The sequence below is a fragment of the uncultured Tenacibaculum sp. genome (assembly GCF_947499065.1).
In the GTDB taxonomy this organism is placed as follows: Bacteria; Bacteroidota; Bacteroidia; order Flavobacteriales; family Flavobacteriaceae; genus Polaribacter.
The window spans coordinates 211,022-235,354 of record NZ_CANMMT010000006.1; the positions used below are offsets into that span (position 1 = coordinate 211,022).

Annotated in this window: 21 protein-coding genes; 7 read left to right on the forward strand and 14 right to left on the reverse strand. The window is 28.6% G+C overall.

Going from position 1 to position 24,333, the window contains the following annotated elements; all coding sequences use genetic code 11:
- Positions 1–108: 108 nt before the first annotated feature.
- The 3 genes from Q0958_RS13595 to Q0958_RS13605 are packed head-to-tail and all read right to left on the reverse strand — an operon-like array spanning position 109 to position 3,329.
- Positions 109–819: a 16S rRNA (uracil(1498)-N(3))-methyltransferase gene (locus Q0958_RS13595; protein WP_299123967.1), complete on the reverse strand. Its 711-nt coding sequence runs from the start codon at positions 817–819 to the stop codon at positions 109–111.
- Positions 819–1,937 carry a GTP cyclohydrolase gene (locus tag Q0958_RS13600; RefSeq protein ID WP_299123970.1) on the reverse strand — a complete coding sequence of 373 codons (1,119 nt, stop codon included), beginning with the start codon at positions 1,935–1,937 and terminating at the stop codon, positions 819–821. The genes Q0958_RS13595 and Q0958_RS13600 overlap by 1 nt, the downstream gene beginning before the upstream one ends.
- 18 nt (positions 1,938–1,955) lie before the next feature.
- Positions 1,956–3,329 (reverse strand): transporter, encoded by a 1,374-nt coding sequence (locus Q0958_RS13605; RefSeq protein ID WP_299123972.1) that lies wholly within the window; start codon positions 3,327–3,329, stop codon positions 1,956–1,958.
- Between the two features lie 141 nt (positions 3,330–3,470).
- On the opposite strand from Q0958_RS13605, the gene Q0958_RS13610 reads away from it, so the two are divergent.
- Together Q0958_RS13610 and Q0958_RS13615 are read left to right on the forward strand one after the other, a co-directional pair.
- Positions 3,471–3,752 carry a DUF4834 family protein gene (locus Q0958_RS13610; RefSeq protein ID WP_272150387.1) on the forward strand — a complete coding sequence of 94 codons (282 nt, stop codon included), beginning with the start codon at positions 3,471–3,473 and terminating at the stop codon, positions 3,750–3,752.
- 2 nt (positions 3,753–3,754) lie between these two features.
- Positions 3,755–6,154: a YfhO family protein gene (locus tag Q0958_RS13615; RefSeq protein WP_299123976.1), complete on the forward strand. Its 2,400-nt coding sequence runs from the start codon at positions 3,755–3,757 to the stop codon at positions 6,152–6,154.
- Positions 6,155–6,168: 14 nt separating this feature from the next.
- Here Q0958_RS13615 and Q0958_RS13620 read toward each other — a convergent pair whose 3' ends face one another.
- A complete protein-coding gene (locus Q0958_RS13620) occupies positions 6,169–7,875 on the reverse strand; it encodes an AraC family transcriptional regulator (RefSeq protein ID WP_299123978.1) in 1,707 nt (568 codons plus the stop codon).
- A gap of 271 nt (positions 7,876–8,146) precedes the next feature.
- On the opposite strand from Q0958_RS13620, the gene Q0958_RS13625 reads away from it, so the two are divergent.
- Genes Q0958_RS13625 through Q0958_RS13640 form a run of 4 tightly spaced genes read left to right on the forward strand, consistent with a single transcriptional unit; the run spans position 8,147 to position 13,208 of the window.
- Positions 8,147–9,331, forward strand: coding sequence for a glycosyltransferase family 4 protein (locus tag Q0958_RS13625; RefSeq protein ID WP_299123980.1), 1,185 nt, complete (start codon positions 8,147–8,149; stop codon positions 9,329–9,331).
- Position 9,332: 1 nt separating this feature from the next.
- Entirely contained in the window at positions 9,333–10,619 is a 1,287-nt protein-coding gene (locus Q0958_RS13630) for a glycosyltransferase family 4 protein (RefSeq protein WP_299123981.1), read from the forward strand.
- Positions 10,616–11,701 carry a UDP-N-acetylglucosamine 2-epimerase (non-hydrolyzing) gene (gene wecB, locus Q0958_RS13635; RefSeq protein ID WP_299123984.1) on the forward strand — a complete coding sequence of 362 codons (1,086 nt, stop codon included), beginning with the start codon at positions 10,616–10,618 and terminating at the stop codon, positions 11,699–11,701. The genes Q0958_RS13630 and wecB overlap by 4 nt, the downstream gene beginning before the upstream one ends.
- A 1-nt stretch (position 11,702) precedes the next feature.
- The gene (locus Q0958_RS13640) at positions 11,703–13,208 is read left to right on the forward strand and encodes an oligosaccharide flippase family protein (RefSeq protein WP_299123986.1); all 1,506 of its coding nucleotides are present in this window, start codon (positions 11,703–11,705) and stop codon (positions 13,206–13,208) included.
- 130 nt (positions 13,209–13,338) lie between these two features.
- On the opposite strand, the gene Q0958_RS13645 is transcribed toward Q0958_RS13640, so the two are convergent.
- The 8 genes from Q0958_RS13645 to Q0958_RS13680 all read right to left on the reverse strand — a co-directional run bounded on the left by Q0958_RS13645 (position 13,339) and on the right by Q0958_RS13680 (position 19,976).
- On the reverse strand, positions 13,339–13,908 hold the full coding sequence (locus tag Q0958_RS13645) for a Crp/Fnr family transcriptional regulator (protein WP_299123988.1): 570 nt from the start codon (positions 13,906–13,908) through the stop codon (positions 13,339–13,341).
- A gap of 232 nt (positions 13,909–14,140) precedes the next feature.
- Positions 14,141–14,716, reverse strand: a complete 576-nt coding sequence (locus Q0958_RS13650; RefSeq protein WP_299123990.1) for a Crp/Fnr family transcriptional regulator — start codon at positions 14,714–14,716, stop codon at positions 14,141–14,143.
- A 21-nt stretch (positions 14,717–14,737) separates the two neighbouring features.
- Positions 14,738–15,358 (reverse strand): WbqC family protein, encoded by a 621-nt coding sequence (locus tag Q0958_RS13655; RefSeq protein WP_299123992.1) that lies wholly within the window; start codon positions 15,356–15,358, stop codon positions 14,738–14,740.
- Positions 15,358–16,953 (reverse strand): signal peptidase I, encoded by a 1,596-nt coding sequence (gene lepB, locus Q0958_RS13660; RefSeq protein WP_299123994.1) that lies wholly within the window; start codon positions 16,951–16,953, stop codon positions 15,358–15,360. Before lepB ends, Q0958_RS13655 begins: the two co-directional genes overlap by 1 nt.
- Positions 16,954–17,032: 79 nt before the next feature.
- Complete coding sequence (dapB, locus tag Q0958_RS13665; protein WP_299123996.1) at positions 17,033–17,734, reverse strand: 4-hydroxy-tetrahydrodipicolinate reductase; 702 nt, start codon at positions 17,732–17,734, stop codon at positions 17,033–17,035.
- A gap of 1 nt (position 17,735) precedes the next feature.
- The gene (locus Q0958_RS13670) at positions 17,736–18,314 is read right to left on the reverse strand and encodes a DUF5683 domain-containing protein (RefSeq protein ID WP_299123999.1); all 579 of its coding nucleotides are present in this window, start codon (positions 18,312–18,314) and stop codon (positions 17,736–17,738) included.
- Positions 18,315–19,202: a ParB/RepB/Spo0J family partition protein gene (locus Q0958_RS13675; protein WP_299124001.1), complete on the reverse strand. Its 888-nt coding sequence runs from the start codon at positions 19,200–19,202 to the stop codon at positions 18,315–18,317.
- A gap of 9 nt (positions 19,203–19,211) precedes the next feature.
- The gene (locus Q0958_RS13680) at positions 19,212–19,976 is read right to left on the reverse strand and encodes an AAA family ATPase (protein ID WP_272150403.1); all 765 of its coding nucleotides are present in this window, start codon (positions 19,974–19,976) and stop codon (positions 19,212–19,214) included.
- Positions 19,977–20,382: 406 nt separating this feature from the next.
- Between Q0958_RS13680 and Q0958_RS13685 the strand changes: the two genes are divergently transcribed.
- Complete coding sequence (locus Q0958_RS13685) at positions 20,383–22,053, forward strand: VWA domain-containing protein (RefSeq protein ID WP_299124004.1); 1,671 nt, start codon at positions 20,383–20,385, stop codon at positions 22,051–22,053.
- 119 nt (positions 22,054–22,172) lie between these two features.
- On the opposite strand, the gene dnaN is transcribed toward Q0958_RS13685, so the two are convergent.
- Positions 22,173–23,291, reverse strand: coding sequence for a DNA polymerase III subunit beta (dnaN, locus tag Q0958_RS13690; protein ID WP_150900774.1), 1,119 nt, complete (start codon positions 23,289–23,291; stop codon positions 22,173–22,175).
- An 84-nt stretch (positions 23,292–23,375) separates the two neighbouring features.
- Positions 23,376–24,326 carry a lipid A deacylase LpxR family protein gene (locus tag Q0958_RS13695; protein ID WP_299124009.1) on the reverse strand — a complete coding sequence of 317 codons (951 nt, stop codon included), beginning with the start codon at positions 24,324–24,326 and terminating at the stop codon, positions 23,376–23,378.
- Positions 24,327–24,333 lie beyond the last annotated feature (7 nt).

Genomic DNA, 24,333 nt, shown 5'->3' on the forward strand with positions numbered 1-24,333 from the left:
CTAAAGGCAAAACCATGTAATGCACTAATAAGTAAGAAAAAATTAAAAAAATCAGCAGTACTCAATAGTTGTATATTTATTTAGAACTTTAAATATACAAAAAATGACTTATTGATGAATAAAGGCAATATTCTGTACTACACTTAAGCCAGCCGTTTCTGTTCTCAATCTATTTTCTCCTAATGAAATAGGAGTAAAGTTCTTATTCAAACAACTATCAATTTCTTTTGTAGAAAAATCACCTTCAGGTCCAATTAGGATAGTATACTTCGAATTTGGTTTAACAATGTTTTTTAAAAATAATTTTTCTGTGTTTTCTTCACAATGCGCAATAAAGGTTTGTTCAGAAAAATCATTCTTCATAAACTCAGAAAATTTTACAGGTAAATTAAGTTTTGGGAGTGTAAACTGAAGCGATTGCTTCATAGCAGATTGAATTATTTTAGATAATCGTTCTGTTTTTACTATTTTTCGTTCAGAATTATCACAAATTATAGGGGTAATTTCATCAATACCTATTTCTGTAGCCTTTTCTAAAAACCATTCTAATCGATCGTTGTTTTTTGTTGGTGCAATAGCTACATGTAAATAGTAATTTCTATGGTTAATTTTTTCTTCTTTTTTTACAATGGTAGCCAAACACTTTTTATCGTTTGGAATTACTATTTCAGCAAAAAATAAATAACCATTACCATTGGTAATATGTAAAATATCTCCTTCTTTTTTCCTTAAAACGCGAACAATATGTCTACTTTCTTCTTTTTCAAAAGTAATTTCTTTGGTTTCAGGAGTGATATTAGGGTTGAAAAATAGCTGCATTATAAATCTAACTTGTAAGTTCTTCTTCTTTTGTGGACTGAAGGATTAAAGGTTTTCCATATTTGTTGTATAGCAATATTATCTTCTAATTCAGGAGTTCTTATACAGTTTTCAATATTTTTCTTAGCAAAAGTTTCTGCATATTGATCAAAAATTATAGCTGTAACACCTTTGTTTTGATATTCAGGGTGAACCCCAATTAAATAAAAAATAACATCTTTAGAGTTACGTCTAGCATTTAGTAAATGAAAAAGGCCAAAAGGAAATAGTTTTCCATTAGCTTTTTGTAAAGCTTTAGAAAAAGAAGGCATTACAATAGCAAAAGCTACTAATTTATTGTTTTCATCTAAAACAAACTTGATATATTCAGGGTTGATAAAGCTGATGTATTTTTCTTTAAAATGTTCTATTTGTGCATTAGAAATAGGTACATAAGTAGAGAGCTTAGAGTAAGTTTTGCTAAATAGGTCAAACATTTCATCAACATAGGGCATAATGTCTTTGGTTGAAGTGAAATTTAGAGCTTTTAATTTGTATCTCTTTTTAATAATGTTACTTGCTTTTTTATATTTAGCAGCATCCACATTGCTAAAACGAAATTTATTTTCTAAATATTCTTTTTCTTTCTTAAAGCCCAACTGTTCTAAGTGTTTTGAATAGTATGGATGATTATACCAAGTAATCATAGTTCCTATATGGTCAAAACCTTCTACAAGAACCCCAGTTTTATCTAAATTATTAAAACCTACTGGGCCTTCAACAAAATCTAAGTCATTTTGATATCCAATCTCTTTAACTTTTTCAATTAGCGATTTGCTTACATTAATATCGTCTATAACGTCAAACCAACCAAAACGCATTTTTTTTATGTTTTGTTTTTCAACTTCATATGTGTTGATTATAGCTGCAACACGTCCAACAATTTGATTATTTTTTAGAGCTATGAAAAAGCGTGCATTTGCATGTTCAAAAACAGGGTTTTTGTCTTTGTCAAAACTAGCAACTTCGTCATTAATAATAGGGGGTACCCAATATTTATTATTCTTATAAAGAGAAAAAGGAAACTTAACAAATTGTTTCATTTCCTTTTTGGTATTTATTTCTTTAATTTCAATCATACAGCAAATGTATCATTTTTATTTATCCTTATTCTTTTCTTTTTCTTTCTCTTTTTCCTCTTCTTTTTTTAATTCTTCTTCTAGTTTTTTTATTTCTTTTTCAAGCTTTAAACGTTCTTTTTCTTTACGTTTAGCTTCTTTTTCCTTTTCTTTCTTGAGTTCTTTTTCAAGCTTTAAACGTTCTTTTTCTTTCTTTTTAGCTGCTTTTTCTGCTTCCTTAGCTTTGTTTTTAGCGTCTTTTTCAGCTTTCTTTTTCGCTTTTTTCGCTGCTTTCTTTTCAGCCTTAGTAGTTTTCTTTTTTTGTTTTTTATCTTCCTTAGCAATTACATCTACTAATGATTTTTGACGTTGTCTTCTTGGTTTTTCAATTGTTATTTCTTCTTTCTTTTCACCATCATCAATAACAATAGTTTGCTTGTCTTTTTTCTTAAACAGTTTTTTTACTTTGCTAAATAAGCGTCCAAAGAAACCTTTGTTTTCATCATATTTAGTTTCTTCTTGTTCTACTATCTTATTACCAAATTCATCTACTTCTACAAAATCATCTTTATGTCTGTTTATTCTATAAGAAACACCAATACCTGTATAAACACCAATTTCGCTTTGCTCACGCATTATCCTAGCAGTAGCGTTTAGTTGTAGATTTTCACTGTATAAATAAGCTGCTCCAAAACCAATATTGCTTTTTCGTTGGTACTTTTCAAAAGAACCTTGTAATTCAGCAAAACCAGACCAATAATCATTAAAATTATAAGTTCCAGTTATAATGTATGAGAATTCAGAAAAATCACTTCCTATATAATCGTAATATAAATTACTTATTACATTCAGTTTATCAGAAAATTCATTTTGTAGTAAAACTCCAACTTTTGGTGTTACACCACCTTTTTTATGATAATCATTTAAAATGCTACCAAAATTTACTCCAGCATATACTCCTACATGTGGAATCCATCTTTTCCAATCAAAAGAATGTCTAGCTTTCCAGCTTCTAATTTCCTTACTCTTATCATCATATTTAGGAGTGTACACTAAGTATTTCGCTCCTAAAGTTAAATTACCAAATCCTGTTTGGCTATGAGATGATTCAAAAACATTTTTGAATGCATTTTTATCGTTTTGTAAACTTGTGTTTAAATTGAACTCTAGTTTTTCGGTAAAGAAACTTGTTCTAAATAATAAGTTTAAGCCAATAGCTTGCGGATTACTAAAAGTAGGTGTAGCATTAATTTTTCTAAAAAATAGACTTGATTCAAATTGATATACACCAGAACCCACACTGTATGGGCTCTCTGAGAAACCCGGACGGTTAGAATTTATAACAGTCGTGTATTGTGCATTTACAAGTAAGGGTGAGCAAAAAGCAAAAAACAAAAAAAGTTTCTTAATCATGTTATGAATTCAAGTTATAGAAATTATACAAACATACGTAAAAATACGAATTACCGTATAATTTAAGTTTTGTAAAGTCTTAACGCTTCCTTTTGCTTCAAATTGTTATTTTTGATAGATTTTTTTATTTACAAGAAATAGATGATACATATAAATGAGGCTGGACCTATGAATTTTTTAAGAACTTTACTAATAATCCTTGTAGCATATTATGCTGTTAAGTTTGTTGTGAGGTTGTTTGCTCCATATTTAATTAAAAAAGCTGTTGATAAAGTACAGAAAAGAGCTGAGCAACAATATCAAAATCAACAACAAAAAACAGATGTTGAAGAAGGAAAAACAATTATAGATAAAAAACCAAGAAATAATAAACAAAGCAATAATTCGGTAGGAGAGTATGTTGACTTTGAAGAAATAGACTAGCTATGAATTTTAAAAAAATACTGCCATTTGCAATAGCAATAGCTGCTTTTGCTGTTATATCATTGTTATATTTTAATCCAGTTTTAAGTGGGAAACAAATTAAACAGAGTGATATTACTCAGTTTATAGGAATGTCTAAAGAAGTTTCTGATTACAGAGCAGAAAAAGGAGAAGAGCCTTATTGGTTAGGAAATGCATTTAGTGGAATGCCAGCTTATCAAGTTAGTGCTTATTATCCAAATGATTTTGTAAGATATATTGATAAAGCTATTCGATTTTTACCAAGACCTGCTGATTACTTGTTTTTATACTTCTTAGGATTTTTCTTGCTGTTAAATGCGTTGAAAGTAGATTGGAAACTAGCTATATTAGGTAGTTTGTCCTTTGGTTTTTCTACATATCTAATTATTATTTTTGGAGCAGGGCATAATGCAAAGGCTCATGCAATAGGATATATGCCGTTAGTAATCGCAGGAGTATTATATGTTTTTCAAAAAAGATATTTACTCGGTTTTGTAATTACTTCTTTAGCTATGGCTTTAGAAGTGTATGCAAATCATCCTCAAATGACTTATTACCTTGTTTTTTGTTTGTTAATATTAGCTATTGTAGAATTTATTGAAGCATTTAAAACAAAAACATTACCAGTTTTTGCTAAACAAGCATTAGTATTGATTGCTGCAATGTTTATAGGTTTAGGAGTTAATTCTACAAGATTGTTAGCAATGAAACAGTATGGAGACTTTAGTACTAGGGGGAAGTCAGAACTAACTATAAATGCCGATGGAAGCCCTAAAGAAAAATCTACAGGATTAGATAAAGCTTATATTACAGAATATAGTTATGGAATAGGAGAAACATTTAATCTACTAATTCCTCGTTTTATGGGAGGTGGAACTATTGAAAAATTAGGTGAGGACTCTAATTTTTATCAAGTTTTAGAGCAAAATGCTGGTAAAAGTGTAGCAAAAGATTATTCAAGTCAAGTACTTACTTATTGGGGAAAACAGCCTATTGTAGAAGCACCAGCTTACATAGGGGCAATTTTATTCTTTTTATTCTTTTTAGGAGTATTTTTAGTAAAGGGAAGATTGAAATATTGGTTAGTTTCTGCTACTATTTTCTCTATTGTATTAAGTTGGGGTAAAAACTTTCCAATAATAACAAATTTCTTCATCGATTATGTGCCTTTATATAATAAGTTTAGAGCAGTTTCATCTATTCAAGTAATAGCAGAGTTATGCGTACCGTTATTAGGAGTTATAGCTTTAAGAGATTTCTTTTCAACTAAAATTTCTTCGGAAGAAAAAGAAACAGCTGTTAAAAAAGCTTTTTATGTAATAGGTGGTATAACCGTAATTTTTGCCTTATTTGGTTCAAGTTTGTTTGCTTTTGAAGGACTTAGAGATAACCAATATCAACAATTACCAGCATTGATTGATGCTTTAATTTCTGATAGAAAGGATATGTTGTTTAATGATAGTGTAAGGTCATTCTTATTAGTTTTAGCAACTGGTGGTTTATTATGGTTTTATTTAAAAGGAAAATTAAAACAAATTCCAGTTTTAATAATTATTGGTGGGTTAATAGTATTTGATTTGGTTTCTGTAGATATTAATTATGTAAATAAAGAAGATTTTACATCTGCAAGAAGAGTATTAAAACCATTTTCGCCAAACCAAGCTGATAAGGAAATTTTAAAAGATAAAGATTATTATAGGGTAGCTAACTTTAGTGTAAATCCAATGCAGGATGGGAGAACTTCTTATTTTCATAATTCAATAGGAGGGTACCATGCAGCAAAAATGAAGAGATACCAAGAGCTGTTTGATTACCAAATAGCTAAGAATAATATGGAGGTGTTGAATATGTTAAATGCTAAATATATTATTATTGGTGAAGATAAATTTCAAGAAAATAAAGATGCCAATGGAAATGCTTGGTTTGTTGAAAAACTAAAAGTTGTTGATACAGCAAATAGAGAGATAAAGGCTTTAGATAGTTTAAAAACGAAAAAAGAAGCTGTATTAAACTCAAAATATTTAAATGGGGAGTTGTCTTCATTAAAATTTCAGAAAGACTCTGTTTCATCAATAAAACTAGTTAAAAATGATGTAACAGAATTGGTGTATGAAACAAATACAACAGGAAATAGTTTTGCAGTGTTTTCTGAAATCTATTATAAAGATGGGTGGAATGCTTATTTAGATGGCAAACAAGCTCCTTATTATAGAATAAATTATGTGCTAAGAGGGATGGAAATTCCAAAAGGAAAGCATGAAGTAGTATTTAAATACGAACCTACAGTTATATCAATAGGAAATGGAATTACATTATTTTCATATGCATTATTATTGTTAGTTCCAGTAGGTTGGGTAGCTTTTAAGAAAAAAAAGCAGTAATTTATATAATTTAATTAATCAAGAGTTTTTAGAAAAGCAGAAGGTGTAATGCCTACTTGCTTTTTAAAAGCTCTTGAAAATGCAGAAGCATTTGTATATCCAACTTCTTGAGCTAAACCTTGAATAGAGTATTTTCTATATTGACTATCAGTTCTTAACTTATTAATTATATAATCTATCTTACGTCTAGTAAAATATTGTTTAAAAGACTCTTTGTAGTGTTTATTAAATACAAAAGATACATATGTAGAGTTAGTTTTTAAGTCTTTAGTAATGCTGGAAATAGAAAAGTTAGAATCTAAGAACTCAAAATTTTTATTAATATCGTTTATCTTATCTAGGATTTTATTTTCTAAAGCGTCATCAATATTGTATTCTTTTTTTTCTACAACATCAATTGAAGAAGATTGTTGAGTGTTTAATTGATTGATTAGCTCATACTTTTGTTTTTTTTCTTTTCTTAAAAAGAAAAATGTTAAACTCAATAAAATCAAAATTAAAGCAATGAAAGTAATAATTAGATTGTTTTGTTTTGAAGCTTCTTTATCTTTAATTTTCTTGTTTAATACTTGAGCTTGTTTAAAGTTGTTAGTATATAGTAAATTGTAAGTTTTCTCTTTGTTACTTTTAGCTAAGTTAAATTGTTTAAGTGTTAGTTGGGAGTATTTAAAAGCACTGTCAATTTTATTCAGCTTATTATACTCTTTAGATAAGATGTCATAAACTGTAATTAACTTACTTCGTTTACACTTCTCTTTGTTGTCGTTTATAAGTTTTTTAGCAAAATGTATAGTAGAATCTGTAATGTTAAGGTTGTGAAAGCAAATTGCTTTTTGAAAATACTCTCTATGTTTGTAATGGTATCCATTACTTATTCTAGAGTATTTATTGATTTCATTAATTGCTTTTTTATACTTTTTTTTAGCTATAAGGATTTCAGTTTTTCTAAAACTGTATATAATATCTGAATCTTTATGAGGAGGTTTAAATAATTTAGTGATTAAAAAAGCTTTATCATAGTAAAAAGCAGCAGAGTCAATATAGTTTGTTGAACTGTCTTTATGGAAAAGAGTCATATAAGTGTTACCTAAGCTGTTACTAATGTTTGCTCTTTGCTGAATGAAGAAATTATCATTATTGATGCTTTCGAATTTTGAAGAATTCATGTCATTATAAGCAGCTAGTAAAATGTTTTTAGCATCTTCTTCCATTTTTAAAGCTTTTTTTATAATGGCTTTTGAAGTTTTTATCGTTAATTTATATCTTAAGTATTTAATGTTTTTATTTGGCCTAGATTCATTAGTTTTCTCCATCAAGAGAAGATATTCATAGGCTTTTGTATAGTTTTCTTGATTGTTTTTTATCCAAAATAGCCTATTGTATGCAGCAGCTTTTCCATCATAAAAATATTCCTTATTATTTTTAATAGATAGATTACTATTTGCTTTGTTTAATAGTTTAATAGAAGCTTCTTCTGATTTTATATAATCTTTTTCTCTGTAATATGCGTATGCCTCTGCTGACAAACCTACTATTACATACCAATCATCTTTAGATTGTTCTAGTTTTTTTGCTATTGATAAAAGACTATCACTATTGGTGTTTTTATAATATTCTAACTTTTCTTTTAATTTAATGTTGATGCTATCATTATTATTTTGAGAAAAAATATTGATAGTGAACAGTATAAGATGTATTAAGAAAAATCTTCTGAAATTCATTGAAATATGCTTACTTAAGCTTTTTATAAAATGATAAATATACTACTTGCATTTTATAAAATGAGGATATATACATTTTTTTATGAACAAAAACAGTACTACATTCGTACCATACTTAAGCTTACAAAGGAAAAAGTTTATTCCAAAAGTATTAATTAGCTTTTTGGATATAAATCAAATACTATGAAAAGGAAAAAAGAGAATCAATTGATTCTCTTTTTTTGTTTAGAGTATATTTTAAATATACATTTGTTAAAGATATAATGAGTGTATGAAAATAGGAATGATATTGGACAAAGTTTTCCCTCCAGATCCACGAGTTGAAAACGAAGCTATTGAATTAATTAAAAATGGACATGAAGTTTTTCTATTCTGTTTAACTTACGAAGAAGAGGAAAGAAAAGAAATAGTTAATCAAATAAAGGTTCGAAGGTATAAGTCTAATAAATTTGATTATAAAATGTCTGCATTGGTATATACAGTCCCAGTATATACTTTTATAATGAAAAAGAAAATTTTAAATTTTTTAAAAGAAAATAAAATTGAAGCTATCCATATTCACGATATTAGAATAGCAGAAGCAGCTTTTAAAGCTAATAAAAGAATTAAATTACCTGTAGTTTTAGATTTACACGATAACATGCCTGAGGTAATGAAATTTTATCCGCACTTACAAAAGTTTCCTGGTAAATACATTATTTCACCAAAAAGTTGGAAGAAAAAAGAAGAGAGCTTTATAAAAAAGGCAGATAGTGTAATTACAGTTTCTCAAGAATTTGTGGATGAGCTTATTGAAAGAACAAAAATTAAAGCTGAAAAAGTGACATTAGTTCCTAATACAATTAGGAAATCTTTTTATAATTCATTTGAGTTGAATGAAAGTTTGATTCATAAATATAAAAATAATTTTGTTATACTTTATTTGGGAGATACCCATATCAGAAGAGGTTTGTTGACAGCAATTAGAGCAATAAACAATATAAAGAATCAAATACCTAATGTAAAACTTGTAGTTGTAGGTAAAAACACTACTGATTATTTATTAAAAGAAGAAGTTAATAAATTAGGATTAAAAGAATTTGTTGATTTAGAAGGATGGAAAAATGTATCCTTATTTCCATCTTATATAGAAGCAAGTGATGTTTGTATTTCACCCTTGCATAGAAATATTCAACATGATGTAGCCTATGCAAATAAATTGTTTCAATATATGAGTTTAGGTAAGCCATTATTGGTAAGTAATGCTACTGCTCAGAAAAAATTAATAGAAAAATATAATACAGGTTTAGTTCATAAAGAAAAAGATGTTGAAGATTTTGAAAATAAGATTATAGAATTATATAATAAACCATCCTTGAGAAATCAATTAGGAGAAAACGGAAAGAATTTTGTTCGTAACGAATTTACTTGGGATAAAACATCTAAAGAGTTAATAAATTTATACGCAAACTTATAATTTGAAAGTACTAATTATAACATATTACTGGGTGCCAGCAGGAGGTTCTGGAGTGCAGCGTTGGTTGAAGTTTGTGAAATATTTACGAAACTTTAATATTGAGCCAGTTATATATACTGTAGATGAGGCTAATTACCCTATTATAGATTCATCTTTACAAAAAGATGTTCCTAATAATATAGAATTATTAAAGAAAAGTATTTGGGAGCCTAATGATATACTTGCATGTTTCAAGAAAAAAAGTACGAAAACAAGTGCAGGTTTTTTAAACCCTAATCCAACCTTTTTTGGAAAAATAATGCAATATACCAGAGCTAATTATTTTATTCCAGATGCAAGAAAGTTTTGGATAAAGCCTTCAGTAAAATATTTAAAAAACTATTTGAAAAATAATACTATTGATGTGGTAATTACTACAGGACCACCACATAGTTTACATTTAATAGGATTACAATTAAAAAAAGATTTAAATATAAAATGGGTAGCTGATTTTCGTGACCCATGGACAGATATAGATTATTTTCATCAATTACCCTTAACTGAAAAAGCAAAAAAGAAGCATTTTGAATTAGAAAAGGAAGTATTGAAAGAAGCCGATGCTAGTTTAGTAATAGGGAAAACGATGAAAGAAAACTATAAAGAATATTCAAAAAATATTCATGTAGTTACTAATGGATATGATACAGAAATTGATGCAGTAGAGGGAAAAGAAATAGTATTAGATAAAAGTTTTTCAATTACTCATATAGGTTTAATGAATGCAGATAGAAATCCTAAAATATTATGGGAAGCATTATCTGAGTTATCAGAAGAACATTTGGACTTTAAAAACGATTTAGAAATAAAGCTAATAGGAAAAATTGCGAATGAAGTTGAAAACAGTTTAAAAAACTATAAATTTCAAAATGTAACTAAAATAAGTTATGTTCCTCATCAAGAGGTACAGCAATATCAAAGAAAATCTCAGGTGTTATTGCTGGCAGTAAATAAAGTGCCTAGTGCTAAAGGTATTATTACAGGAAAAATTTTCGAATATTTACAATCAAAACGTCCTATCTTAGCAATTGGTCCAGAAGATGGAGATTTAGCTGAAATTTTAAATAAAACTCAATCGGGAACTATAGTTGATTTTGAATCAAAAGAAAAAATAAAGCAAGTGGTCTTAAGTTTGTATAAAAAGTACAAACAAAATGATTTGAAAGTACCTTCTTTAGGTATAGAAAAATATCATAGAAAAGAATTGACCAAACAATTATCAGTAATACTAAAACAAGTAGTAAATTCTTGAAAAAAATAGTAACTATATTAGGGGCTCGACCTCAATTTGTAAAAGGAGCAGTTTTAAGCAGAGTTATAAGGAAGTATAATGAAGTAGAGGAAGTGATTGTTCATACAGGACAGCATTTTGATGAAAATATGAGTGCCGTTTTTTTTAATGAAATGAAAATTCCTAAACCTAAATATAATTTAGGTATAAATGGATTAAGCCATGGAGCAATGACTGGTCAAATGCTTGAAGGAATTGAAAAAATTTTAGAAGAAGAAAAACCAGAAGCTGTCGTAGTATATGGTGATACAAATTCGACTATAGCAGGTGCTTTAGCTGCAAAAAAAATGCATATTAAAGTGGTGCATATTGAAGCAGGATTGCGTTCTTTTAATATGCAAATGCCAGAAGAGGTAAATAGAATTGTTACAGATAGAATTTCAAATTTGTTAAGTTGCCCAACAGCAGTAGCGGTAGAAAATTTGAAGAAAGAAGGATTTGATAATTTACCAATAACTGTAGAGCAACATGGAGATATAATGAAGGATGCAGTAGAGTTCTATGGTGAGTTTTCAAATGAAAAATCGACTATTATAAGCGATTTGAAACTAAATAAAGATGAATTTGTATTAGCTACAATTCATCGACAAGAAAACACTGATGATAAAGAGAAGCTAACAGAGGTTTTTCAAGCTTTAGAAAAAATAAATGAGTCTAAAAAAGTGGTGTTACCTTTACACCCAAGAACCAAAAAGAAACTTGAGTTTTATGGTTTAACACCAGCTATTACTTTCATAGAACCAGTAGGTTATTTTGACATGCTAGAATTATTAAAAAATTGTAGTTTAGTTGTTACTGATAGTGGTGGATTACAAAAAGAAGCTTTTTTTAATAAAAAACATTGTATTGTAGCTAGAGAAGAAACGGAGTGGGTGGAACTAGTTAATTATAATTATGCTAAGTTAGCAGGAACAAATTATACTAATATTATTAAAGCATATGAAAATTTCTTAACAGCTGATAAGAGCTTTGAAGAAAAATTATATGGTGATAATGTTGGAGAAAAGATATATGAATCAATTAAAAAACTAATTCAAGAATAAATTGGGAATTGTATTTAAACAATCATTTAGGAATACTATTATAATCTATTTAGGATTTCTAATAGGAGGAATCAATACTATAGTTTTATATTCAAGATTTTTAAAAGATGAATATTATGGATTGGCAATGTATGTGTTTGCAGCATCTAATTTATTGTTACCAATAATAGCCTTAGGAGTTCATTTTACTATCATTAAATTCTTTTCAGGATATAAGACTAAAAAAGAAAAAGATAGTTTTTTGGGGGCGGTACTATTTCTTCCTTTACTAGTTGCATTACCAGTAGGTTTTTTTTGGGATTTCTTTCATAATCAAATTATGGATTATATTTCAAAAAGTAATGTTGAAGGAAATCAAATTGTAGAAAGTTACACTATATACATATATGTAATTGCTGTAGCGTGTGCTTATTTTGAAGTTTTCTATTCATGGGCGAAAGTTCAAATGCAATCAGTTTTTGGAAATCTTTTAAAGGAGCTTTACAATAGGGTAGCTATAATGATTATGCTATTTGCTGTAAATTTTGAGCTAATAACTAAGCAAGAATTTCTGTATTATATGGCTATATCGTACATTATAAGAACATTTTTAATGATGTTATATGCGTTTAGCTTATATAGACCTAAAATAACGTTTACATTACCTCATAACTTTAAAGAAGTATTACGTTACACATTTTATATAGTATTGGCAGGAAGTGCAGGTGCAATTGTTTTAGATATTGATAAAATAATGATACCAGGAAAAGATGGTTTTGCTACCGCAGCTTATTATGGTGTTGCATTATTTATAGGAACATTCATAGAAGCTCCAAGTAGAGCAATGGGACAAATTTTACAACCTCTTACATCTAAATCTATAAATGATAATAATACGAAGGAAACAGAAAGTTTATATAAAAAAAGTTCAATAAATTTATTGGTTATTGGAGGGTTATTTTTTGTTTTGGTAAACTGTAATGTAACTGAGTTGTTTAAAATAATGCCAAATAAGAATTATGGTGAAGGAGGAATTTTAGTTGTTTTATTAATATCTATTGGTAAATTGTTTTTAATGTCTTTAGGAAGTAATGGTGCAATTATAACCAACTCAAAATTTTATAGAATTGTAATGCCAATAGGAGTAGGGTCTGCTTTCCTAGTGTTTTATTTGAATAAACTCTTCTATAATTATATAGGTATGGGAACAGAAGGTTTAGCATTAGCTACTTTATTAACCATTTTATTCTTTAATATTTTTAAGCTATGGTTTGTAAGTAATAAGTTAAAAATGTTCCCTTATACAGGTAAAACATTTCAAATGATTTTAATAATTATTGTAATGTTTTTTGGTTTTTATTTTTGGGATTTTTCAGTTCCTGAGTTCTCAGCTTTCGATTTTCCGTTAGACCCAATAGTTAATATTATTTTGAAGAGTATTTTAATAATAATAGCTTATATATTTATTGTAGTTAAATTATCTATATCTAGTCAAATAAATAACTTAGTAGCTAGGTTTATTAAATAAAAAAAGACTGTATTCACAAAAGGAATAAGTCTTTAATAAGGGAAAAAGAAATAAGGGGAATATTTCGACGGCAAATATACAGTTGTTTTAGTATTTTGTTGATTAACATATGTTTATAAAAAGAGTTTTTTTATAAAGCTTTTTTAATTCTACTTAATTGAACAGGAGAAATGTTAAGAAATGAAGCGATGTGTTTTTGAGCAATTAAATTATCTATTCCTGGAATTCTTTTTCTCAATTTTAAATACCTTTCTTTTGCAGTGTACATAGAAATGTCAAGAATAATATTTTCAGCCTTTAAATAAGCGTCTTCTAAGATTTTTACATAGAAAGTACTCATCTCATGGTGTTTCAAAGTAAGTTCCTTAAATTTATGAAAGCTCCCTCTATAACCAGTTACTTTTGTTAAAGCTTGATAGTTGAGTTCAGAAGGTATTTCTCTCATCATTGCTGAGGCTCCACCAGTAGTTTGACCAGAAGTAAAGAAAGTTCGGGTAGCTTCTTTTCCAGTTTCGGTTTCAAGATAAGATCTAACTATTCCTGTTTTAATAATGAAAAAATCAGTAGGATATTCATTAGTTTTTACTAAAAAATCTAAAGGCTCCAATTCGGAATATGTGACTAGATTTTCAAAAATAGAGATGATATTACTAGGTATACCGGTAAATTGATAAAGAAATTGTTCAATATCAGTTCTCATAAAAATATATAAATTAACAAGTTAGCCCCTTTTGAGAGTAGCTAAATTTAATGAAAATAATGAGATAAAAAAAATAGACGCAAAAAATCAGACTTATATAAGGGGATAAGTCTGATTATTGAAAAAAAAGTATTAATTAGGGGAATTTTTTTTCAAGTGTGTAACTTGTTAATTACGCTACGAATATAAAAGAGATTTAAAATTTACGCATTAACATATGTTAATAAAAGCGTTATCTATAACTATTCTTTTTAATACGACTTAATTGAACAGGAGTAATATTTAAATAAGAAGCAATGTGATATTGATTGATTAAATTATCAATATTTGGAAGTCTTTTTTTAAGCTTTTCATATCTTTGAGAAGCGTCTAATATAGATAGTTCAAGTATTTTTGCTTCTTCTCTCATATAAATATGTTCTAGGACTTTATAGTGAAAAATAGAAAGGTCATGATGTTTTAATGATAAATTATAAAAAGATTGATAATTGCATTCTAAAACTTCACAATCGGTTAAGCATTCATAAACTAAATTGGAAGGAGTATTTGTAATTAAAGCACCTAAATTACCTGTTGTAGTTATTGGTACAAATATAGTTTTAGTGTACTCTTTACCTTTTTCATCAATTAAAAAAGATCTCACAACACCAGATTTTAAAATATAAAAGTTTGTAGGAGTTTGATTTAAAGCTACAAGTTTATGGTCTTTGGAAAAACTTTTGGAGAGCATTAGTCTATTAAATTCTTCAAAAGAATTCTCTGAAACTTTATCATAAAAATTAAAAACAAAGTTTCGGAAAAAAGACATAAAATATTATTTAAGAGTGTGTTATCCCAAATTTACATTAATTTTTTCTAAAAAACTAATAGCATTTGGTCCTTCCATAAAAAGTAAGTCTAGGATTGATAAATTAGGAATAAAACCATATTTATCATCAAACATTTGAACATAAGTGTCGAGTTCAATTTCTAAGCCTTTTTTAGCAAGAGCTAAACTTCTATAATCAATAGTTTCTGCTGTTAAACTATAATTTTCAGTTTTTAAAAAAGAAGTTTCTATTTGTAAAGCATCAGAAATAAACAAATGACAATCAATATTTACATCTTGTAAAAAAGTGTACTTTTTAGTGAATATTCTTGATAAATCATCTTCAAAAAACTCAAAATAAGGAGAAGATCGATAAGCTGATTGTAAGGATTTAAAATGTTGAGATTGCCAAGGAAAATCATTTTCAACTAAAGTATCCTTAGTTTTTTTTCTTCCCTCTTTTATTTTATGCTTTACAGGTACGTTTAAGGCAAGTCTACCATTAGCGCCGTATATATAACAACGATTACGATATGTTTGTTTTTGATAATTATCGTGTATTTCAAAACAAATCGAGTCTGATTGATATATTGCTGCGTATTGTGAAATAGGAGCAAAGTATGTTGGAATAAATAATGCCATTAAGACTTATTCTTTTTACCTTTTCTGAAACTATAAACTGTATATCCAGCAATTAAAAGAACTACAACCCATAAATAAGAAGTAGGTTTACCAGATCCACCAACAGTTGTAAACATTCTATCCCAACGTATTGATTTTATTTTAGCACCAAAGTCAAGAATAGAAATATTAGGGTCCCAACTTAACCAAATCATTACAGGTTTACCAACAACGTGGTCAATTGGTACATATCCCCAATTTCTAGCATCTAATGAGTTCTGACGATTGTCTCCCATCATCCAGTAATAATCTTGTTTAAAAGTATATGTTTTGGCTTTTTTACCGTTGATATAAATATTATTTCCGAATATTGTTAAATCGTTGTTTTCGTATCTTCTAATAATTTGTTCGTAAAAAGGAATTGTATTTTCATTCAATTCGACTGTAGCGCCTTTTTTAGGAATATAAATAGGTCCGAAGTTGTCACCAGACCAAGCATATTTTGGGCTGTGAGGGAAAACAGATTTGTTGTAATAACCTTTTGGGTGTATGTCTTTAGAAACCTTTTTTATAAGTGGATTTTTAGATAAAGAAGCTGCTTCATCATCAGTTAGGTTGAAGTAATAAAATGCACGATCATTAGACATTTTACCTTCTCCGTTTTTGTTATATTCTCTTATAACACTCATAGGTAATTCTTTACCGTCTGTATCAACTTTAAAATACCACTGTGGTTTAGCTCTGTCTGGTAATACAGTTTTTTTACCATTAATGTACACATAACCATCTCTAACTTCTAAGGTGTCTCCTGGTATACCAGTAGCTCTTTTTACATAGTTTGTTCTTTTGTCAATTGGTTTGTATGTCGGCTTTCCAGATCTATCTCCCCACATTAAAGCTAACGTATCCGAAGGCCAGCTAAATACAACAATATCATTGCGTTTAATTTTTTGAAAACCAGGTAAACGCATGTATGGTAATGAAAGTTTGTTTAAAAAACTATCTTCATTTTTATCATTAGATAAATAAGATTTTACACCTAAACCAGGTATAGTATCATGAGCCATTGGTGCGGCAACAACAGTATTTGGCACACGAGCTCCGTAGTGAAACTTACTTACAAATAAATAATCCCCAACTAATAGTGTTTTCTCTAAAGAAGAAGTAGGGATTGTATATGGTTGCATAAAATATGTGTGCACTAAAGTAGCAGCAATAATCGCAAAAGAAATAGAGCTAACCCATTCACCCAATTCAGACCTAGGTTCTAAGCTTCTATTTTCGATATATTTAGCTTCGGTAGCATAATTTATATAGTAAATATATAATCCTAAAGTTAAGATAACTAGAATAGTATCTTTTCGTTGATTAAAACCAAAACTTCTACAAGTTTCTACCCATATAATTGGGAACATTAACAAATTTACAATAGGAAAGAATAACAAAATGACCCACCATTTAGGTCTGTTTATAATTTGCATTAAAATTATAGCATTGTAAACAGGAATAGCAGCTTCCCATGCTTGTCTTCCAGCTCTAACATAAAGTTTCCAAGTTCCTAAAAAATGAATTACTTGAAGTATTAAGAAGAATATAAACCATTCAGTAAATGTCATAATGTATATATTTTGGTTTCCCTTAAAAAGGAATAAAATTCAATAGTATTAGTGTCTTTTTTCTCTATTTGTTACCTAATTAACCTAAGTTTAACACATCTCTCATTGTATAAACTCCAGTTTTAGAAATTAACCATTCAGCAGCTACAACAGCACCTAAGGCAAAGCCTTGTCTGTTATGAGCGGTGTGTTTTATATCTATAGTGTCAATTTCTGAGTTATAAGTTACTGTATGTGTGCCAGGAACTTCTGGTGTTCGAATAGCAGAAATAGAAATATTATTTTCCGATGTTTTTTTATCTAACTCCCAAGCTGTTTTGTCCGAATTTTCAATAATTCCTTCAGCAAGAGTAATCGCAGTTCCACTTGGAGCGTCTAATTTTTTAGTGTGATGAATTTCCTCAATAGAAACATTATATTGATTTAATGTATTCATCATTTTAGAAAGCTGTTTGTTTAACTCAAAAAAAACATTAACGCCTAAGCTAAAGTTTGAAGCGTAAATAAAGGCTCCTTTTTTTTCATTACACAATTCAACAACAGAATTATAGTGTTCTAACCAACCAGTTGTTCCAGAAACTACAGGTATTTTATTGTTAATACAGTTTGTTATATTGTTAAATGCAGAAGAAGGTATACTAAAATCAATAGCAACATCAGCATCGGAAATGTTATAATCTTCTTTTCCAGAAGTTTTGATTACTATTTCATGACCTCTTTGTAAAGCAATTTTTTCAATTTCTTTACCCATTCTACCATAACCAAGTAAGGCTATTTTCATTTTAAAAAGAATATTTTAAAGTTAAACCAACTTTTGGGGCTTCAATAAGCATAGGATCTGGTTGAATTGTAGGATTTATAGATAAACTATCGTCTGTGTCAAATTGCAATAAATGAGCATTAACACTAGCTTCTACAATTTGTAAAACATATAGTAAAACACCAGTTAAAAGAGAGAGGTCTCTGTTTTTACGCAATGTTTTTTGTGCATTTTCTAAACCAGTTGTTGAAATACTTGGATTTCCATTTAATCCATCAAATTCATCAGGAAGTCCTTGGCTACGAAGTTTAAAAGCGGTTCTAAAACGATCGTATTCATTACTATTGTCAACGTAAAAGTAAACACTAGCTCCTATGGCAGCCCAAACAATAGGGGCTTTCCAATATTTTTTGTTATAAATTTGACCACCTCCAGGAAAAATAGCTGAATAAAAAGCTGCTTTTGAAGGTGATAAAGGATTGTATTTATCGCTACCTATTTGTAATTGTTTGGCTCTTATAGCTGTTGAATCTTTTTGAGCAAATGAAGTTTGACTAAAAGAAACACACAAAAAAACGAATATGATAAGTCGAATGTTCAATTACTTTAAAAGGTTTTTAATTCGATTAAAATCTTCTTCAGAATGAAAAGGAATAGATATTTTTCCTTTTCCACGATTATTTACACTAACATCAATTTTATGACCAAAATAATCGCTAATTTCTTTCACACTGTCAGTAACAAAGCTAGGTAAAGCCTTCTTTTTACTAGCTTTAGCAACTTTTCCAGCTTTTAAGTTCTTAACCAATTCTTCTGTTTGACGAACAGATAATTTTTCACGAACTATTTTTTCGTAAATATTTAACTGATCAGAATTACTGTCAACATTGATAAGTGCTCTACCATGCCCCATAGAAATAAAACCATCACGCATTCCTGTTTGGATAATAGGGTCAAGCTTTAATAAACGTAAATAGTTTGTAACAGTAGAACGTTTTTTACCTACACGAGTACTTAATTCTTCTTGAGTTAATTGAATTTCATCAATTAATCGTTGATATGAAAGTGCAACTTCAATAGGGTCAAGATTTTTACGTTGAATATTTTCAACTAATGCCATTTCTAGCATTTCTTGATCGTTAGCTAAACGGATATAAGCAGGAACAGTTTTGTTCCCTATCAATTTAGAAGCTCTAAATCTACGTTCTCCAGAAACTAATTGAAATTTATCACTAGATAATTTACGAACTGTAATGGGTTGTATTACACCAAGTTCTTTAATCGAATTTGCTAATTCTTGTAAGGCCTCTTCATCAAAATAAGTTCTAGGTTGATATGGATTTACATCTATCGAATTAATATCTAATTCAACAATTGTACCTACTAGTTTATCTGCGTTTTTATCTTCTGCCGAATTTACTTCCGCAGTTTCTTTTAATAAGGCTGATAAACCTCTACCTAAAGCCTGTTTTTTTGTTGCTTTTGCCATCTACAATAATTATGCGTTTTTGTTTATAATTTCGTTCGCCAAATTTAAGTAATTTACCGCACCTTTACTCGTAGCATCGTATGAAATTATACTTTCACCATAACTAGGTGCTTCACTTAAACGAATATTTCTATGTACTATTGTTTCAAATACCATAGAGCTGAAGTGTTTTTTAACCTCTTCAACTACTTGATTAGAAAGTCTTAAGCGAGAATCAAACATCGTTAATAATAATCCTTCAATATCTAAATCAGGATTGTGTATTTTTTGAACACTTTTAATAGTGTTTAATAATTTTCCTAAACCTTCTAATGCAAAATATTCACATTGAATAGGAATAATTACAGAATCAGCAGATACTAGCGAATTTAATGTAATTAAACCTAAAGAAGGAGCACAGTCAATTAAGATGTAATCATAATCGTCTTTAACTTCTTCTAATGCTTTTTTAAGCATGTATTCTCTTTCTTGTTTGTCTACTAATTCAATTTCAATAGCAACTAAGTCAATATGTGCAGGGATTAAATCAACATTAGGAGAATCTGTCTTTAAAATAGTATCTTTTACAGGAATAGCATGTTCTAAAACCTGATATGTACCCAATTCAACACTTTCAACATCTAAGCCTAAACCAGAAGTAGCATTCGCCTGGGGATCGGCGTCAATTAACAATACTTTATTTTCTAAAACACCTAATGATGCTGCTAAGTTTACAGTAGTAGTAGTTTTACCCACTCCACCTTTTTGATTTGCAATTGCTATTATTCTACCCATTATAATATGAAAAGTTTGAAAGAGGTAAATTTACAATTATTTATCATTTTTGAAAGGGAAAGATGTTAATAAATGTAACTGTTTGATTTTATGGAGTTAAAAAGGAAAAGCTGTAAAAGTAAATTTGTGACTTTGTAATGTCTTAGATTTGAATGTCTTATCTGTTCAGAGTTATAGGTGTAGTTACTATAGTAACTAATTCTCCTTCTTCAGTACTGTAAAATGGAGTTAAAATACTTATTCTACTTGTTAAACTCATTTCAATTAAAACATCGATAGAGTTTAAATTAATGAGTTTCTGAAATATTAGGGGATGTAAAGCTAAATGAATTGAAATTCGTGAGGTTAAAGATAGTTTTTTGTAATTTTAACAAAAAATTGGACTCATTTACTCTTTTTATCTTTCATGAGAATTATTAGCTTACTATTAACTATTTTACTTTGTTGTTTTTCGTCTTTTGCTCAACAAAAAGAAAAACCGAATCAGGCTTTATTAGCTAATACACTCAATGTACATATAGACTACTTGAATTTTATAGCTAAAAAAAGCGGACATGGTCGTAAATTACTTAACTATTTAGCTTTTAACCAAAATCTTAATAGGAAAGTAGCCAAAAGTTATAAACCTTCTTCTCAAAAAACGTCAAAATATCAATTAAGAGTTCCTAGGTTTAATAAACCAGCTAAAATGTTTTCTTATGATTTGAAGAAAAAAGAATCTTTATTGAAAGAGGCAAGATTACTACAGGAAAATATTCCAATAATTGACCGCTCTAAAATAATATCATTATTTGATTCGATTAAAAATAATATTGAAAATTTTGCTGTAATTCATAAAAACATATATGATTTAACTAAAGATGCTCCTCTTGTATCTAATAATCAAAAAATAATTAATAGTGTTTATTTAAATTTAGCTAAGCTTAATAATACTGAAGGGGTAATACGTAAATTAAATTATGAGTTTGAAAATTTAGTGCATAATGTGTATAGAAAATACTTTCCAGTTACAAGTAATAATTCTTGGTTAATAAGTGCCAAGAAAATGCAAATGGCTATAGATACTGCTCGTTTATACTTGAAAAAAATTAGAACGCAAGATGTTTCGTCAACTAAATTAGTAGATACTGTTGGTTTAAGTAAACTGTTAAACCAATTAAAAAACAACAGAAATAGAAATCTACAAGGTATTAATACGCATACTTATGAAACTGTACATTCAATACATGATGATTATGATATGTTTGGAAAAGTTTTAAGAAAATTTATGAAAGGAATAAGTTGTAGCAGCTGTTTGTCTAATAATAAAAACAAAAAAAGAGATATTAGTAGGTTATACAATTATGTATATTATGATTTAAATAGTGCTATTGCTTACTACAATAACTTTGCTACTTCTAGTACTGAAACGAAATATATGAAAGTAGCGCCGCAATTTTTGCTGCATAAAATAATTGATTTTGGATGGTATGATATGGAGCCACAGCCAAACCAACCAACACCAACAATTGAAAATTTATTTATAGAATCATATGCTTTTAATCATACAGTGTTGTTGTTAGATGTATCTCGTAGCATGAATCATTACACAAAATTACCATTGATTAAAAGTTCAGTAAAGCAACTATCCTTGCATTTAAGAAAAAATGATCGATTATCGGTAGTGATATATTCTAATGATGCTAAGGCTATTATGACCGATGTTTCTTTTACAGATTCAAAGTCAATAGCTTTACTTGAAAAGCTAAGTTCTAACGGAAAAACAAACGCTGCAAAAGGTTTAGATTTGGCTTTTGAAATAGGACGTTCAAAATTTATTACTAATGGTAATAACAGGATTATATTAGCTACGGATGGGGGCTTTGCATTAACTGAAAAAAGTTTTAATCAAGTAAAACAAGGGGCTAAAGAAAACATAGTGCTTTCTGTTTTTGGATTTGGTAAAAGAATTGCAAATGAAAAACAATTAAAAAAATTAGCAGAAGTAGGAATGGGGCATTATCAAAAAATAACTATTAAAAATAGTTTGGAAGCTATTATAAAAGAATTAACAGCCGTAAGGCGTAAAGGCTTCTGAAAAAGAAGAAAATATAGTTGTGCTATTTAGTTTCTTTATGGTATAATAAAGATATAGGTGATAAATAAAAAAGCCACAAATTTATTTGTGGCTTTTTTATTTATATGATTTTTAATGTCTTATCCGTTAAGCATTACAGGCATAACTAGCATGGTAACTAATTCTCCTTCTTCAGTACCGTCAATTGGAGTTAAAATACCAGCTCTATTTGGTAAACTCATTTCAATTAAAACATCGTTAGAGTTTAAGTTGTTTAACATTTCACTTAAAAAACGAGAGTTAAAACCAATTTGCATATCATCACCTTGGTAATCGCAATTTAAACGCTCGTCAGCTTTATTTGAGTAATCTAAATCTTCAGCAGAAATATTTAACTCAGTTCCAGCCATTTTTAATCGAATCTGATGTGTAGTTTTACTTGAGAAAATAGAAACACGACGAACTGAATTTAAGAAAGAAGCCCTATCAACAGTAAGTTTATTTGGGTTTTCTTTAGGAATTACAGCTTCATAGTTAGGGTATTTACCGTCAATTAATCTACAAACTAAAACAGCATTTTCAAAAGTAAATTTTGCATTAGTCTCATTGTATTCAATAACAACATTGTTTTCTGAACCTCCTAAAATTCCTTTTAATAAGTTTAAAGGTTTTTTAGGCATGATGAATTCTGCAGATTTATCAGCAGTAACATCAGTACGGGTGTATTTTACTAATTTGTGAGCATCTGTAGCAACAAAAGTTAGTTCTTTTGAATTGAATTGAAAAAAGACACCACTCATTACGGGTCTTAAATCATCGTTACCAGCAGCAAATATTGTTTTAGAAATCGCAGTAGCTAAAATATGAGAAGGAATCTCAGTGCTGCTAGGAGAAGGTAATTCAACAGCTTTAGGGAATTCTTCTCCACTAAAGTAAGCCATGTCGTATTTACCTTGCTCAGAAATAATCTCAATTGTACTATCTCCTTCAGCTTTAAAAGTTAAAGGCTGTTCAGGAAATGTTTTTAAAGTATCTAGTAATAAACGAGCATTAATGGCAATAGCACCAGTGTCAGTACTTTCAACTTCAACAACAGAAGTCATAGTAGTTTCAAGATCAGACGACGATACTTTAAGTTCGTTTTCATTTAGTTCAAACAAGAAGTTGTCTAAAATAGGTAATGTGTTATTGCTATTTATAACTCCTCCTAAAACTTGTAGTTGTTTTAATAATTGAGAGCTAGATACGATAAATTTCATTTAGTATAGTTTCTGTTTATTAGATTTACAAATATATCTTAATTTGATGATTTTAAAAATTATTTTTTTAATAGTTAAAAATGATTAGTTAAACTGATAATTTAACTGTATCGAACCATAAAAATTACCCTTCGGAACTCTAATGCTTTTTAGTTTTTTTGTGTGAAAATGGACTGAGTATCCAAAGTTAAAACGATTAAGGGTAAAGCGTATTCCTATTTCGTTTGTAAACCTAAGAGGTTCAAGTTCAAATGTAATAGGGCTATTGTTATTAAGAAAACTACCTTGAATAGAAGCATCGTAAATAGCGTAAGTTAACATTGGTTTGATAAAAAGAAAAGATTCAACTTCGTTATTAGAACCAGTTTTGTCATTATTAAGGTTGGCGTTAAAAATGATAGAATTTGTGATTTTTTGTAAAGGTTTTAAGCCAATTCGTAATAACAAACCACTAGAAAAGTCTGTATAAACCGTTCCTAATCTGGCATTATTTATCCAGTTAATATCTAATGTACTTGATTTATCAATCACTAATTTTTTTATATAACTTCCAGAAAGGTTTAAAGCAAAAGCATCGGCAATTTGATATTTCCATCCAATAGCTTTTCTGTAGCCATAAATATCATGAATAAAATCTTGAAGGTCCTTGCTAAGAGCAGAAGGACCAATAATTCCTGTTTGAATTGAAGTTTTTAGAATAGATTCGTTTTTATAAAAACGATTAATACCAAAACTACCAAATAGGTAGCCTGCAAATGGACGGTCATGATTCATGTGTTGTTGAACCGTAGCTTTGTAAGGGGTGTACATGTGATGTCCTAATTGAATTTCATATGACTTTTTTACAAGTTTTTTATTTTCCTTTTTACTAAGATATCTGTAGGTAAAAAACATTCCATTAGTATAATACCTGTCTTGTGATGTTGAGATAAATAGGTCGTTGTCATTAAGAAAACTAAATTCCTTAGAGTATTTTCTTTGAGAATAGAAATTAATTGAAGCTAAGGTAAATAAAAAGAAGCTAATTTTTTTCATAACTGCT